Below are 14406 nucleotides of genomic sequence, written 5' to 3' on the forward strand. Positions count from 1 at the left end.
GGAATATCCAATGACTCAGTCCATCTGGAGCAAGTTGTTCACCGCACTGCGTGGCGGCGCCAATGAAGTCGGCGAAGCCATCGCCGACCAGCAGGCCCTGCGCATCCTCGATCAGGAAATCCGCGAAGCCGACAGCGCGTTGTCGAACGCCCGCCGCGAACTGGTGACGATCATGGCCAAGCATAAACTGGCCGCCGACCGCGTCAGCGAGTACGACGCCAAGATCAAGGATCTCGAAGCCAAGGCTGTTGCTGCACTGAATGCCGGCCGTGAAGACCTGGCGCTGGAAGTGGCCGAAGCGATTTCGACCCTGACCAATGACCTCGCTGCCGAGAAGAAACTCAGCGATGAATTCGGCGCCTACGCCGACAACATGCGCAAAGACATCAGCAAAGCCGAATCGCGGATCAAGAGCCTGCGCCAGCAAGTGGACATGGCCAAGGCCCGCGACAGCGTGCAGAAAGCCCAGGTCAGCGCATCGATTGCCAGCGGCGGCGCCAACGGCAAACTGGAAACTGCGGTCGGCACCCTGAACCGCCTGCAAGCCAAGCAGCAGCAACGCGCTGCCGAACTGAGCGCCGCAGACGAACTGGCCGAGGCCTCCACCGGCAACGACCTGGAACGCAAACTGCGCGACGCCGGCATCACGCCGAACGAAGGCAGCGCCAATGCGATCCTTGAGCGGCTGAAACAGAAGTCCGCGCAGTAATCACTGAACGGTAACCTGTGGGAGCGAGCCTGCTCGCGAAAGCGTCGTGACAGTCAAACAATCTAGTGACTGACACAACCCATTCGCGAGCAGGCTCGCTCCCACATGGTTTTGCGGCGTAATTGCCTCTGCTCGTACACCCCTGCGCCCGGTACACTACCGCCACTTTTTCACCCGAACACCTCCACCCGCTTCAAGGAACGTACCCATGGGATGGTTTAAAGACTTGCTCGGCACCAGCAACTGGCAGACCGCTGCGCCAACGCCAACCGGCGCCAGTGGCCCCCTGGGCATGGCACAAGGTAAAGGCGTGCGCTTTGACACGACCCTGGCGCTGCTGCTGGAAGGCTCGACTTCGGTGCGGGTGCCATTCGATCAAGCGGTGTGGAGCGCCGGTTGGGTCGATCTCGGCCAGTCCAACAAACTGCATCGCTATTACATGAACGACGAGGATTTCTGGGTGCAGATCCACGTCACCGGTGAAGACCAGATCGAGTCGGTCACCCTGTTCAATTACCTCAGCTACGTGACGGTCAACAGTGACGCCGAACTGCAGCGTCTGGCCGGCCCGAACAGCCTGATCGGTTTGCCGACCTACACCCACAATGGTGTCGAATACGCGCGCGAGTGGGGCACCGAACTGCAGCAGACCGAACTGGTGCCAATGACCGAACACGTGGTCAACCCGGACGAGTCCTACACCATCAAGCACCACGCCATGCTGTACGCCCGCGACACCGGCCTGACCGATCGCCGCGAACTGCTGCTGTTCTCCGTCGAACAGGATGAAGAAGGCACCGTCAGCCTGAGCACCTCGCTGGGGATCTCGCTGTACACGACTGATTTGAGCGCCATCTAAAAAAGGAAGTTTTTCATGCTGGAAGTCTTGGCCGTTTCCCTGAACAAAACCGCGCTGGTCGGTTTTGTCGTCTACCTGATCGGCGCCGTGTTGCTGTTCATGCTGTTTCAATTCGTCTACACGCGCATCACTGCGCACAAGGAATTCGAGCTGATCCGCGCCGGCAACACTGCCGCCGCCATTGCCCTGTCCGGGGCGATCATCGGTTTCGCGATTCCGGCGAGCAACGTGATCGCCTACTCGGTCAACGTGCTCGACTTCGTGCTGTGGGCTGTCATCGCTGCCGTTGTGCAGTTGCTGGCATTCGTCGCTACCGGGCTGGTGCTCAAGGGCACGTCCCAGCGCATCGCCAACGGCGAAGTCGCCGCCGGCATTTATGTCGCCGCCGTGGCGATCAGCGTCGGCATGCTCAATGCCGCGTGCATGACCCCGTCCCACTGATCGGCAGGAAGCCTCTCGATGAAACGCAGCAAATACGTGCAGTTGTCCCTCGCCGCGTCGGTGGCGATGGCGATTTCCGGTGAAGCAGCGGCGCTGGATCAGCCGCGCAATTTCCAGAGCGTTGAACAGTGTGTCGACGCCGAAGTGGCCGCCGATCTCTGCTCCAGCGCCTACGTCGCCGCCCTCAACGAACACCGACGCATCGCCCCGGCCTACAGCGACAAAGCCAAGTGCGACGCAGACTTTGCCGCTGGCTGGTGTCAGAAAAATTCCGATGGCCTCTTCGTGCCGAAACTCGGCGGCTTCAAGGTGCCGGGCAATGCCGAGACGCCGCAAGATCTCGATGCCATCGCCAATTCGCAAATGCCGGCGGGGAACACCACGAGCAGCAGCGCCAGCCACGGCGGTTCGCACTATTCCGGCAGTTCGGGTGGCGGCGGCAATGGCTGGCTGACCGGCTGGCTGATCGGCAACGCAATGAGCAACAACGCCGAACGTACCGTTTACCGTGATCGCGAAACGCGTCAGCCGTACAACACCTCAACGCAGTACCGCCGAGCTGACACAACCTCGCGCAGCCAGTCGGATTACGAGAGCAGCAAGAGCAAACCGGTGAACGTTGCGTCGTCGACTTCGCGCGGCGGTTTCGGCAGCCAGTCCAGCGCCCGCAGCGGTTGGGGCGGCTGGGGCAGCAGTTCCGGACGCTCGAGCAGCTGACATGAAAAAGATCCACTGCGCCGAGCGCCCCGACTGGAAACACACCGCCGAAAGCCTCGGTTTCCTGTTCCACACCATCGACGACGAACCGTACTGGGACGAAAGCGCCTACTACCAGTTCAGCCTCGCGCAGATCGAAAACGATCTCGAAGACCCGACTACCGAACTGCACGAGATGTGCATGGATCTGGTTGAGCGCGTGGTCAACAGCGAGCAGTTGCTCGATCGCCTGAGTATCCCGGCGGCGTACTACGACATGATCCGCACCTCCTGGCGCGAGGGTCATCCGCATCTGTACGGTCGCATGGACTTTTCCTACAGCGGCAACGGGCCGGCGAAACTGCTGGAGCTCAACTACGACACGCCGACCAGCCTCTATGAAGCGGCGGCATTTCAGTGGGGCTGGCTGGAACAATGCATCGAGCGCGGCACGCTGCCCGGGCATGCCGACCAGTTCAACAGCATCGACACCAAGCTGCATCAGGCCTTCGCCGAGTTGCAGTTGAAGCGGCCGTTCTACTTTGCCTCGATGAAAGACTCGGTCGAGGACAAAGGCACCACCGATTACCTGCGGCTGATCGCGGAAAAGGTCGGCATCGAATCACGCCACATCGATATCGAAGACATCGGCCTGACGGCTGAGGGCCGATTCGTCGATCTGCAGGATCGCTGGATCCCGCACCTGTTCAAGCTGCACGCCTGGGAATTCATCTTCCACGAACCGTTCGGCACCGCGATCGCCGATTGCGATACACAGTTTTTCGAACCAGCGTGGAAGGCGATTCTGTCAAACAAAGGTGCGCTGCCGCTGCTGTGGGAATTGCACAAGGGACATCCGAATCTGCTCGCCTCGCACCTTGATCCGAATCCGCAGAGTGCGGTGCCGAAGGGCTGGGTGCGCAAGCCGTACTTTTCCCGCGAAGGCGCCAATGTCGAACTGCAAACAGCGGAGGGTCTGATCGTCAAAGAGAACGGGCCTTACACCGATGCGCCGTTCATCTTGCAGGAGTTCGCACCGCTGCCGAAGTTTGGCGACAGCTACACGCTGATTGGCTCGTGGGTGATTGGTGATGAGGCGGCGGGGATTGGTGTGCGCGAGGACAACAGTTTGATCACCAAGGATTCCAGCCGCTTCCTGCCGCACCTGATCCTCGACTGAAACAATTCCCCATGTAGGAGCTGACGAGTGAAACGAGGCTGCGATCTTTTGATCTTCAGAAGCAACGTCAAAAGATCGCAGCCTCGTTGCACTCGTCAGCTCCTACAGGTGATTGGGGTTGCGCTGAAATTGCTCACAAAAAAGGCCCGTCGTTTAAGCGACGGGCCTTTTTCATTTAAAGCGGTTACAGCGGCAAATCAGAACGGAATATCGTCATCAAAGCTATCGAAATCCGGAGCCGGTTGCGGAGCGGCCTGCTGAGGCGCTGGAGCAGAGCGCTGCTGTGGAGCAGACTGCTGCGGGCGTGGAGCCTGCTGACGTGGCGCCTGCTGCTGATAGTTATTGCCGCCGCCTTGCTGATCGCCCTGTTGTGGACGGCCGCCGAGCAGTTGCATGGTGCCTTGCATGTCGACCACGATTTCAGTGGTGTAACGCTTGATGCCGTCCTTTTCCCACTCGCGGGTCTGCAGTTTGCCTTCGATGTAGACCTGCGAACCCTTGCGCAGGTATTCACCGGCGATCTCGGCAACCTTGCCGAACATCGACACACGGTGCCACTCGGTCTTCTCGACCTTCTGACCGGTCTGCTTGTCGGTCCATTGTTCGCTGGTGGCCAGACTCAGGTTGGTCACGGCATTACCGTTAGGCAGGTAGCGAACTTCGGGATCCTGGCCGCAAGTGCCGACCAATATGACTTTGTTAACCCCACGGGCCATAACGTTCTCCTAAGCGCCGCACGCAGCCCCGGCCGGGTTGTTGACCAGGCGTTCGAGGGTGGTGCGATCCACTAATTCTTTGTCCAGTTTGATGTAAACAGCCGCCTCTTCGGCGACTATCACTGCATCTGTTACCCCTACCAGGGCCTTGAGGCGCTCGACCAGACCCGCTTCGCGGATCGCTTCGGGCGACAACGGCAAGCGCAGGCTCGTCACGTAGGGAGGTTCACGCATGGTAACAGCAAAGGCCAGCCAAAGTGCAGCCAGCGCGGCGCATCCGAGGAACACAACCGACAGACCGCCATGCTGGAACAACCAGCCGCCGAGGATCCCGCCGAGTGCCGAACCGAGGAACTGGCTGGTGGAGTACACGCCCATCGCCGTGCCCTTGCCGCCTGCCGGTGAAACCTTGCTGATCAGCGACGGCAACGATGCCTCGAGCAGATTGAACGCGGTGAAAAACACCACCGTGCCGATCACCAGAGCACGCAGGCTGTCGCCGAACTGCCAGAAGAATAGTTCAGTCAGCATCAGTGTCATGACGGCGCCGAGCAAAACTCGTTTCATTTTGCGTCGCTTCTCGCCATAGATGATGAAAGGGATCATGGCGAAGAACGAAATCAGCAGCGCGGTGAGGTAAACCCACCAGTGCTGCTCCTTGGGCAGACCGGCTTTTGTCACCAGTGCCAGGGGCAAAGCGACGAAGCTCGACATCAACATGGCATGTAACACAAAGATGCCCAGATCGAGGCGCAACAGGTCCGGGTGCTTGAGCGTCGGCATCAGCGCCTGCCGAGCCACGCCGGATTCCCGGTGCTGCAATGGCCCGGTGGATTGCGGCACCATGAACATGATGATCAGGATGCCGACCAGCGCCATGGCGCCAGTGGCGAGGAACAGCCCGGACAGCCCGAACGCACTGGTCAGTAACGGCCCCACCACCATGGCCACGGCGAATGACAGGCCGATGGTCATGCCGATCATCGCCATGGCCTTGGTGCGATGCTGCTCGCGGGTCAGGTCGGACAGCAACGCCATGACGGCCGCAGAAATCGCCCCGGCGCCCTGCAGGATCCGCCCGGCGATCACGCCCCAGATCGAATCGGCCTGCGAAGCCAGAACACTGCCAAGAGCGAAGACGATCAGGCCGAGGTAGATCACCGGCCGGCGGCCGATGCGGTCGGAAATGATCCCGAACGGAATCTGGAAAATCGCCTGGGTCAGACCGTAAGCGCCAATCGCCAGCCCGATCAGGGCCGGGGTCGCTCCCGCCAGATCCATGCCGTAGGTCGCCAGCACCGGCAACACCATGAACATGCCAAGCATACGGAAGGCGAACACCAGGGCCAGACCGCTCGCCGCGCGGGTCTCGCTGCCACTCATGCGTTCGCTGTGGGGATCGTGCATGGAAAAACCTCGTGTGAACCGGCGGCGATTCTACCAGTCCCATCGGAAGACGGGGTATATCGCGACGCTATGACGCGTATAGATGAAACTCTCTTCATGAACGGCAAAACGCCCTTCGTTTGATAGTGTGCATCCATCCAGTATTTGCCCGTATACTCCTACGTTTTCGACGCCCGCCAAGCGAGGCCACTTTGGACAAGATCCTGATACGTGGGGCCCGTACCCACAACCTGAAGAACATCGACCTGACCCTGCCACGGGACAAACTGATCGTCATCACCGGCCTGTCCGGATCCGGCAAGTCGTCCCTGGCGTTCGACACGCTGTATGCCGAAGGTCAGCGCCGCTATGTCGAATCCCTGTCGGCCTATGCCCGGCAGTTCCTGTCGATGATGGAAAAACCCGACGTCGACACCATCGAAGGCCTGTCGCCGGCGATCTCCATCGAACAGAAGTCGACCTCGCACAACCCGCGTTCGACGGTCGGCACCATCACCGAAATCTACGACTACCTGCGCTTGCTCTACGCTCGCGTGGGCACGCCGCGCTGCCCGGATCACGACATTCCACTGGAAGCGCAGACCGTCAGCCAGATGGTCGATCTGGTGCTGGCGCAGCCGGAAGGCAGCAAACTGATGTTGCTGGCACCGGTGATCCGCGAACGCAAAGGCGAACACCTGTCGGTCTTCGAAGAATTGCGTGCGCAAGGTTTCGTCCGCGCCCGGGTCAACGGACGCATTTGCGAGCTCGACGAGCTGCCGAAGCTGGATAAACAGAAGAAGCATTCGATCGATGTGATCGTTGACCGCTTCAAGGTCCGCGCCGATCTGCAGCAGCGCCTCGCCGAGTCTTTCGAGACTGCGCTGAAACTCGCCGACGGCATTGCCCTGGTCGCGCCGATGGACGACGAGCCGGGCGAAGAAATGATCTTTTCCGCACGCTTCGCCTGCCCGATCTGCGGCCACGCAATCAGCGAACTGGAACCCAAGCTGTTTTCCTTCAACAACCCGGCCGGCGCCTGCCCGACCTGTGATGGCCTGGGTGTGAAGCAGTTCTTCGACATCAAGCGTCTGGTCAATGGCGAGCTGACCCTGGCCGAAGGTGCAATACGCGGCTGGGACCGGCGGAACGTTTATTACTTCCAGATGCTCGGCTCACTCGCCTCGCACTACAAGTTCAGCCTGGACAAGCCCTTCAACGACCTCAGCGCCGAGCAGCAGAAGTTCATCCTGCATGGCAGCGGCTCGCAGAACGTCGACTTCAAATATCTGAACGACCGAGGCGACATCGTCAAACGCTCGCACCCTTTCGAGGGCATCGTGCCGAATCTGGAGCGCCGTTACCGCGAAACCGAATCGGCAAGCGTGCGCGAAGAGCTGGCCAAGTTCCTCAGCCATCAGGCCTGCCCGGATTGCCGTGGCACGCGTCTGCGTCGCGAAGCACGACACGTCTGGGTCGGCGAGAAAACCTTGCCGGCAGTGACCAATCTGCCGATCGGCGATGCCTGCGAATATTTCGGTGCGCTGAAGATGACCGGTCGGCGTGGCGAGATCGCTGACAAGATTCTCAAGGAGATTCGCGAGCGCCTGCAGTTCCTGGTCAACGTCGGTCTCGACTATCTGTCGCTGGATCGCAGTGCCGACACGCTGTCCGGTGGCGAGGCGCAACGGATTCGTCTGGCCAGCCAGATTGGCGCCGGTCTGGTCGGCGTTCTGTATATCCTCGACGAACCGTCCATTGGCCTGCATCAACGCGATAACGACCGGCTGCTCGGCACGCTCAAGCATTTGCGCGATATCGGCAACACGGTGATCGTGGTCGAGCACGATGAAGACGCGATTCGCCTGGCTGACTATGTCGTCGATATCGGCCCGGGCGCTGGCGTGCACGGCGGGCAGATCGTTGCCGAAGGCACGCCGGATGAAGTCATGGCGCACCCGGATTCGCTGACCGGCAAATACCTGTCCGGCCGGGTGAAGATCGAAGTGCCGGCCAAACGCACGCCGCGCAACAAGAAGCTCAACCTGTCGCTCAAAGGTGCGCGTGGCAACAACCTGCGCAATGTCGATCTGGACATCCCGATCGGCCTGCTGACCTGCGTGACTGGCGTATCCGGTTCGGGCAAATCGACGCTGATCAACAACACGCTGTTCCCGCTGAGCGCCACAGCCCTTAACGGCGCAACTACGCTGGAAGCGGCTGCGCATGACAGCATCAAAGGCCTGGAACATCTCGACAAAGTCGTCGACATCGACCAGAGCCCGATCGGTCGTACGCCGCGCTCCAATCCGGCGACCTACACCGGGCTGTTCACGCCGATCCGCGAATTGTTTGCCGGCGTGCCCGAGTCGCGCTCCCGTGGTTACGGCCCGGGGCGTTTCTCGTTCAACGTCAAGGGCGGTCGCTGCGAAGCGTGCCAGGGCGATGGCCTGATCAAGGTGGAAATGCACTTCCTGCCGGACATCTACGTGCCCTGCGATGTGTGCAAGAGCAAGCGCTACAACCGCGAAACCCTTGAAATCAAATACAAGGGCAAGAGCATCCACGAGACCCTCGAAATGACCATCGAGGAAGCTCGGGAGTTCTTCGATGCGGTGCCGGCACTGGCGCGCAAGCTGCAAACGCTGATGGATGTTGGCCTGTCGTACATCAAGCTCGGGCAGTCGGCGACGACCTTGTCCGGCGGCGAAGCACAGCGGGTCAAGTTGTCGCGCGAGCTGTCCAAACGCGATACCGGCAAAACCCTGTACATCCTCGATGAGCCAACCACTGGTCTGCACTTCGCCGATATCCAGCAACTGCTCGATGTGCTGCACCGCTTGCGTGATCACGGCAACACCGTGGTGGTGATAGAGCACAACCTTGATGTGATCAAGACCGCCGACTGGCTGGTGGACCTCGGTCCTGAAGGCGGTTCCAAGGGCGGGCAGATCATCGCCACCGGTACCCCGGAAGAAGTGGCCGAGATGAAGCAATCTCACACCGGCCATTACCTCAAGCCGCTGCTGATCCGCGATCGGGCCTGACCGCCAGGCATGAAAAAGCCCCTGTCACCGTTGAAGTGACAGGGGCTTTTTTGTAGCCATCGCAATCAGGACGCGTGGGATTGCAGGTAGTTCTCGAGACCGATCAGCTTGATCAGGCCCAGCTGCTTTTCCAGCCAGTAGGTGTGATCTTCTTCGGTGTCATTGAGTTGAACGCGCAGAATCTCACGGCTGACGTAATCCTGATGCTGCTCGCAAAGCTCGATGCCTTTGCACAGAGCAGCGCGGACTTTGTATTCGAGGCGCAGATCGGCTTCGAGCATTGAAGGTACCGTGGTACCGACATCCAGATCATCCGGACGCATGCGCGGCGTTCCTTCGAGCATCAGAATCCGCCGCATCAGCGCATCAGCGTGGCCGGCTTCTTCTTCCATTTCGTGGTTGATTCGCTCGTAGAGCTTGGTGAACCCCCAGTCCTCATACATCCGCGAATGAACGAAATATTGGTCACGCGCGGCCAGTTCGCCGGTCAGCAACGTATTGAGGTAATCGATTACATCTGGGTGGCCTTGCATCGCCCTACATCTCCCTTCCTGAAAGTCTGTAGTTTGAACCAACCTGACCGGAAGGTCACTCGCTTCGCGCAATAAAAGCGAAGATATTCTGAGAAAAACAGGCCAAATAACGCAAAAACCGCCCAAATGAGGGCGGTTCTGCTTCTCGTTTAGACTTCGTTAAGCCGTAAGTTGAGCAGCTTTGCGATTGCTTCTCCGTACGCCGGATCGGCTTTGTAGAAATGCTGCAACTGGCGATCTACGACATCGCTCGAAACACCTGCCATGGCACCAGCGATGTTGCTGACCAGCAGTGCTTTCTGCTCGTCGCTCATCAAGCGGAACAACGCACCGGCATGGCTGTAGTAATCGGTGTCTTCGCGATGATCGTAGCGATCTGCGGCACCGCTCAAGGCCAGCGCTGGCTCGGCATAGTGTGGCGCTTGTTTCGGCGATTCAACGTAGCTGTTCGGTTCATAGTTCGGCGCCGCGCCACCATTGCTGCCGAACGCCATTGCGCCGTCACGCTGGTAAGTGTTCACCGGGCTGCGGGGAGCGTTCACCGGCAATTGCTGGTGGTTGGTACCCACACGGTAGCGGTGCGCGTCAGCGTAGGCGAACACACGACCTTGCAGCATGCGGTCCGGCGACAGACCTACGCCTGGCACCATGTTGCTCGGGCCAAATGCAGCCTGCTCGACTTCAGCGAAGTAGTTCAGCGGGTTGCGGTTTAATTCCAGTTCACCGACTTCGATCAGCGGAAACTCCTTCTGCGACCAGGTTTTGGTCACGTCAAACGGATTTTCGTAATGAGCCGCTGCCTGGGCTTCAGTCATGATCTGAATGCACACGCGCCATTTCGGGAAATCACCGCGCTCGATCGCTTCGAACAGATCGCGCTGAGCGTAGTCTGGATCGGTACCGGCCAAACGAGCGGCGTCGGCAGGCGCCAGGTTCTTGATGCCCTGCTGGGTCTTGTAGTGCCACTTCACCCAGTGACGCTCGCCTTTGGCGTTGATCAGGCTGTAGGTGTGACTGCCGAAGCCGTGCATGTGGCGATAGCCGTCAGGGATGCCACGATCAGAAAACAGGATGGTCACCTGGTGCAGCGCTTCAGGCGAATGCGACCAGAAATCCCACATCATCTGCGCGCTTTTCAGGTTGCTCTGCGGCAGACGTTTTTGCGTGTGGATAAAGTCAGGAAACTTCAGCGGATCACGGATGAAGAACACTGGCGTGTTGTTGCCAACGATGTCCCAGTTGCCTTCTTCTGTGTAGAACTTCAAGGCGAAACCGCGCGGATCGCGCTCGGTGTCGGCCGAACCACGCTCGCCCCCCACGGTAGAGAAACGCAGAAAGGTTGGCGTTTGTTTGCCTACAGACTCGAACAACTTTGCACTGGTGTATTCAGTGATGTCACGGGTAACGGTGAACGTACCGTAAGCGCCCGAGCCCTTAGCGTGGACACGGCGTTCAGGAATGTTTTCGCGGTTGAAGTGCGCGAGCTTTTCGATCAGATGGAAATCGTCGAGCAGCAGCGGACCGCGTGGGCCGGCGGAGCGGGAATTCTGGTTATCAGCGACTGGCGCGCCACTCGCGGTTGTAAGCGTCTTGGTCTGGCTCATGCGGTCTTCTTCCTCTGTCAGTCTTGAACTGCCGGCTAATGGGCTTGGCGGGAAGTATTGATCATCGACGTTACAGCTACAAATTCATTAACTTGCAAGCATCGATAGATAATTACTAATTATGTTTACCCGGCACATAGTGGCAGTTCAACCATGTCAGAAACTTGTACGGACGACGCATTTCTTACAGGCACAAAAAACCGGGCACTAGGCCCGGTTTTTCGTTTCAGACTGACGTCTTACTCGGCGGATACAGCTTCGCCAGCAGTAGCACGATCAACCAACTCGACGTACGCCATAGGCGCGTTGTCGCCAGCGCGGAAACCGCACTTGAGGATGCGCAGGTAGCCACCCTCACGGGTAGCGTAACGCTTGCCCAGGTCGTTGAAGAGCTTACCAACGATAGCTTTCGAACGAGTACGGTCGAAAGCCAGACGGCGGTTAGCCAGGCTGTCTGTCTTGGCCAGAGTGATCAGCGGCTCGGCAACGCGGCGCAGTTCTTTGGCTTTTGGCAGAGTAGTTTTGATCAGCTCGTGCTCGAACAGCGACACCGCCATGTTTTGGAACATGGCCTTGCGGTGCGAGCTGGTGCGGCTCAGGTGACGACCACTTTTACGATGACGCATGGTTCATTCCTTACCAAACACTACGTTCGGTGATTACGACGATCAGGCAGTCGCCTTGTCGTCCTTCTTAAGACTTGCAGGCGGCCAGTTGTCGAGGCGCATGCCGAGGGACAGACCGCGGGAGGCCAGAACGTCCTTGATTTCAGTCAAGGATTTCTTGCCAAGGTTCGGAGTCTTCAACAGCTCTACTTCGGTACGCTGAATCAGGTCGCCGATGTAGTAGATGTTTTCCGCCTTAAGGCAGTTAGCCGAACGTACAGTCAGTTCCAGATCGTCAACCGGGCGAAGCAGGATCGGATCGATCTCGTCTTCCTGCTCGACAACCAGCGGCTCACTTTCACCTTTGAGGTCGACGAACGCAGCCAGCTGCTGTTGCAGGATGGTTGCAGCGCGACGGATTGCCTCTTCAGGATCCAGAGTACCGTTGGTTTCCAGATCAATAACCAGCTTGTCCAGGTTGGTACGCTGCTCGACACGGGCGTTTTCCACCACGTAAGCGATACGGCGAACCGGGCTGAACGAAGAGTCAAGCTGCAAGCGACCGATGCTGCGGCTTTCGTCTTCATCGCTCTGACGCGAGTCGGCTGGTTCATAACCACGACCACGAGCTACGGTGAGCTTCATGTTCAGGGCGCCGTTAGACGCCAGGTTAGCGATTACGTGATCGGGATTAACGATCTCGACATCATGATCCAGCTGAATATCGGCAGCGGTAACCACCCCCGAACCCTTCTTCGACAAGGTCAGCGTAACTTCGTCACGACCGTGCAGCTTGATGGCCAGACCTTTAAGGTTCAACAGGATTTCAATTACGTCTTCCTGTACACCTTCGATGGCGCTGTACTCGTGGAGCACACCGTCAATCTCGGCCTCGACTACTGCGCAGCCGGGCATTGAGGACAACAGGATGCGGCGCAGCGCGTTGCCCAGGGTGTGGCCAAAACCACGCTCGAGAGGCTCGAGAGTGATCTTGGCGCGGGTTGGACTGACAACCTGCACATCAATGTGGCGGGGTGTCAGGAACTCATTTACCGAAATCTGCATGGATGCACCTATTTTCTAGCCCTTACTTGGAGTAGAGCTCGACAATCAGGCTTTCGTTGATGTCGGCGGACAGATCACTGCGAGCAGGAACGTTCTTGAAAACGCCCGACTTCTTCTCAGTGTCTACTTCTACCCATTCTACGCGGCCACGTTGGGCACACAGATCGAGAGCTTGGACAATGCGAAGCTGGTTTTTTGCTTTCTCGCGAACTGCAACCACGTCACCAGCACGAACCTGATACGACGGAACGTTTACGGTCTGACCGTTAACGCTGATCGACTTGTGCGATACCAGTTGACGGGATTCGGCACGAGTCGAACCAAAGCCCATACGGTATACAACGTTGTCCAGACGGCATTCGAGCAGTTGCAGCAGGTTTTCACCGGTTGCACCTTTCTTGCCAGCAGCTTCTTTGTAGTAGCCGCTGAACTGACGCTCGAGAACGCCGTAGATACGACGGACCTTCTGCTTTTCACGCAGTTGGGTGCCGTAGTCGGACTGGCGACCGCGGCGCTGGCCGTGGATACCAGGTGCTGCTTCAATGTTGCACTTCGATTCGATCGCGCGCACGCCGCTCTTCAGGAAGAGATCGGTGCCTTCGCGACGAGCGAGTTTGCATTTTGGACCAATGTAACGAGCCATTCTTTACAATCTCCTGGATTACACGCGGCGCTTCTTCGGCGGACGGCACCCGTTGTGCGGGATTGGCGTCACGTCGGTGATGCTGGCGATCTTGTAGCCACAGCCGTTCAAAGCGCGGACTGCGGATTCACGACCTGGACCTGGACCCTTGACGTTTACGTCGAGGTTTTTCAGGCCGTATTCCAGCGCAGCTTGACCAGCACGTTCAGCAGCTACTTGAGCAGCGAACGGGGTGGACTTGCGGGAACCGCGGAAACCCGAACCACCGGAGGTAGCCCAGGAAAGAGCGTTACCTTGACGGTCGGTAATGGTCACGATGGTGTTGTTAAAAGATGCATGGATGTGGGCGATGCCATCAACCACTGTCTTTTTAACTTTTTTACGAGGACGAGCAGCAGGTTTTGCCATGATTAAATTCCTGTCGATTCGCTGGGGCGATTACTTGCGGATCGGCTTACGCGGACCTTTACGGGTACGCGCGTTGGTCTTGGTACGCTGACCGCGTACTGGCAGACCACGACGATGACGCAGACCGCGATAGCAACCGAGGTCCATCAAGCGCTTGATTTTCATGTTGATTTCGCGACGCAGGTCACCTTCAGTGGTGAACTTCGCCACTTCGCCACGCAGCTGTTCAATTTGCTCGTCGCTCAGATCTTTGATCTTTGCTGCTGGGTTTACCCCAGTCACTGCACAGATCTTCTGCGCAGTAGTGCGACCAACACCATAGATGTAGGTCAGCGAGATAACAGTATGCTTGTTATCTGGAATGTTAACGCCTGCAATACGGGCCATTCAGTGGGACTCCAATTGACAGCTACCTACGCCCCGGAAGCCAAGAAATAGGGCGCGAGATAATATCGCTGTAATAACAAATAATCAACCCGGTAGCGCACTAGCTACCGGGCTTGAAGCACAATCA

Annotated in this window: 15 protein-coding genes; 6 read left to right on the top strand and 9 right to left on the bottom strand. The window is 58.5% G+C overall.

Going from position 1 to position 14406, the window contains the following annotated elements:
- Positions 1-10: 10 nt before the first annotated feature.
- The 5 genes from AB4N53_RS16615 to AB4N53_RS16635 all read left to right on the top strand — a co-directional run bounded on the left by AB4N53_RS16615 (position 11) and on the right by AB4N53_RS16635 (position 3885).
- On the top strand, positions 11-709 hold the full coding sequence (locus tag AB4N53_RS16615; protein ID WP_460121789.1) for a PspA/IM30 family protein: 699 nt from the start codon (positions 11-13) through the stop codon (positions 707-709).
- Between the two features lie 208 nt (positions 710-917).
- Positions 918-1568, top strand: coding sequence for a DUF2491 family protein (locus AB4N53_RS16620; protein WP_460121791.1), 651 nt, complete (start codon positions 918-920; stop codon positions 1566-1568).
- A 15-nt stretch (positions 1569-1583) separates the two neighbouring features.
- On the top strand, positions 1584-2009 hold the full coding sequence (locus AB4N53_RS16625) for a DUF350 domain-containing protein (protein ID WP_016772952.1): 426 nt from the start codon (positions 1584-1586) through the stop codon (positions 2007-2009).
- 18 nt (positions 2010-2027) lie between these two features.
- A complete protein-coding gene (locus tag AB4N53_RS16630; protein ID WP_460121793.1) occupies positions 2028-2726 on the top strand; it encodes a DUF1190 domain-containing protein in 699 nt (232 codons plus the stop codon).
- Between the two features lies 1 nt (position 2727).
- Positions 2728-3885: a glutathionylspermidine synthase family protein gene (locus AB4N53_RS16635; protein WP_460121795.1), complete on the top strand. Its 1158-nt coding sequence runs from the start codon at positions 2728-2730 to the stop codon at positions 3883-3885.
- Positions 3886-4082: 197 nt separating this feature from the next.
- Here the strand turns inward: AB4N53_RS16635 and AB4N53_RS16640 are convergent, their stop codons facing one another.
- Positions 4083-4601, bottom strand: a complete 519-nt coding sequence (locus AB4N53_RS16640) for a single-stranded DNA-binding protein (RefSeq protein ID WP_003228709.1) — start codon at positions 4599-4601, stop codon at positions 4083-4085.
- 9 nt (positions 4602-4610) lie between these two features.
- Entirely contained in the window at positions 4611-6008 is a 1398-nt protein-coding gene (locus tag AB4N53_RS16645) for an MFS transporter (RefSeq protein ID WP_460121797.1), read from the bottom strand.
- Between the two features lie 191 nt (positions 6009-6199).
- Between AB4N53_RS16645 and uvrA the strand changes: the two genes are divergently transcribed.
- Complete coding sequence (gene uvrA / locus AB4N53_RS16650; protein ID WP_039761937.1) at positions 6200-9034, top strand: excinuclease ABC subunit UvrA; 2835 nt, start codon at positions 6200-6202, stop codon at positions 9032-9034.
- A 65-nt stretch (positions 9035-9099) separates the two neighbouring features.
- On the opposite strand, the gene bfr is transcribed toward uvrA, so the two are convergent.
- From bfr to rpsM, 7 genes are all read right to left on the bottom strand, one after another.
- A complete protein-coding gene (gene bfr, locus AB4N53_RS16655; RefSeq protein ID WP_186631390.1) occupies positions 9100-9567 on the bottom strand; it encodes a bacterioferritin in 468 nt (155 codons plus the stop codon).
- A gap of 149 nt (positions 9568-9716) precedes the next feature.
- Positions 9717-11171 (bottom strand): catalase, encoded by a 1455-nt coding sequence (locus AB4N53_RS16660; protein ID WP_460121801.1) that lies wholly within the window; start codon positions 11169-11171, stop codon positions 9717-9719.
- 239 nt (positions 11172-11410) lie between these two features.
- Positions 11411-11797, bottom strand: coding sequence for a 50S ribosomal protein L17 (rplQ, locus tag AB4N53_RS16665; protein ID WP_003176402.1), 387 nt, complete (start codon positions 11795-11797; stop codon positions 11411-11413).
- A 42-nt stretch (positions 11798-11839) separates the two neighbouring features.
- The gene (locus AB4N53_RS16670; RefSeq protein WP_016772946.1) at positions 11840-12841 is read right to left on the bottom strand and encodes a DNA-directed RNA polymerase subunit alpha; all 1002 of its coding nucleotides are present in this window, start codon (positions 12839-12841) and stop codon (positions 11840-11842) included.
- Between the two features lie 22 nt (positions 12842-12863).
- Positions 12864-13484, bottom strand: coding sequence for a 30S ribosomal protein S4 (gene rpsD / locus AB4N53_RS16675; RefSeq protein WP_003176404.1), 621 nt, complete (start codon positions 13482-13484; stop codon positions 12864-12866).
- An 18-nt stretch (positions 13485-13502) separates the two neighbouring features.
- The gene (gene rpsK / locus AB4N53_RS16680; protein ID WP_002555466.1) at positions 13503-13892 is read right to left on the bottom strand and encodes a 30S ribosomal protein S11; all 390 of its coding nucleotides are present in this window, start codon (positions 13890-13892) and stop codon (positions 13503-13505) included.
- 30 nt (positions 13893-13922) lie between these two features.
- Positions 13923-14279 (bottom strand): 30S ribosomal protein S13, encoded by a 357-nt coding sequence (gene rpsM / locus AB4N53_RS16685; protein WP_003186020.1) that lies wholly within the window; start codon positions 14277-14279, stop codon positions 13923-13925.
- Positions 14280-14406: the final 127 nt, after the last annotated feature.

This window comes from Pseudomonas sp. H3_E04, assembly GCF_054668915.1.

Bases quoted from the DNA above. Each gene is read 5' to 3' on its own strand.
- AB4N53_RS16630 (WP_460121793.1), top strand. From the start codon at position 2,028: ATGAAACGCAGCAAATACGTGCAGTTGTCCCTCGCCGCGTCGGTGGCG.
- AB4N53_RS16635 (WP_460121795.1), top strand. From the start codon at position 2,728: ATGAAAAAGATCCACTGCGCCGAGCGCCCCGACTGGAAACACACCGCC.
- AB4N53_RS16615 (WP_460121789.1), top strand. From the start codon at position 11: ATGACTCAGTCCATCTGGAGCAAGTTGTTCACCGCACTGCGTGGCGGC.
- bfr (WP_186631390.1), bottom strand. From the start codon at position 9,567: ATGCAAGGCCACCCAGATGTAATCGATTACCTCAATACGTTGCTGACC.
- rpsK (WP_002555466.1), bottom strand. From the start codon at position 13,892: ATGGCAAAACCTGCTGCTCGTCCTCGTAAAAAAGTTAAAAAGACAGTG.
- rpsM (WP_003186020.1), bottom strand. From the start codon at position 14,279: ATGGCCCGTATTGCAGGCGTTAACATTCCAGATAACAAGCATACTGTT.
- rpsD (WP_003176404.1), bottom strand. From the start codon at position 13,484: ATGGCTCGTTACATTGGTCCAAAATGCAAACTCGCTCGTCGCGAAGGC.
- rplQ (WP_003176402.1), bottom strand. From the start codon at position 11,797: ATGCGTCATCGTAAAAGTGGTCGTCACCTGAGCCGCACCAGCTCGCAC.
- AB4N53_RS16645 (WP_460121797.1), bottom strand. From the start codon at position 6,008: ATGCACGATCCCCACAGCGAACGCATGAGTGGCAGCGAGACCCGCGCG.
- AB4N53_RS16670 (WP_016772946.1), bottom strand. From the start codon at position 12,841: ATGCAGATTTCGGTAAATGAGTTCCTGACACCCCGCCACATTGATGTG.
- AB4N53_RS16660 (WP_460121801.1), bottom strand. From the start codon at position 11,171: ATGAGCCAGACCAAGACGCTTACAACCGCGAGTGGCGCGCCAGTCGCT.
- AB4N53_RS16620 (WP_460121791.1), top strand. From the start codon at position 918: ATGGGATGGTTTAAAGACTTGCTCGGCACCAGCAACTGGCAGACCGCT.
- AB4N53_RS16640 (WP_003228709.1), bottom strand. From the start codon at position 4,601: ATGGCCCGTGGGGTTAACAAAGTCATATTGGTCGGCACTTGCGGCCAG.
- AB4N53_RS16625 (WP_016772952.1), top strand. From the start codon at position 1,584: ATGCTGGAAGTCTTGGCCGTTTCCCTGAACAAAACCGCGCTGGTCGGT.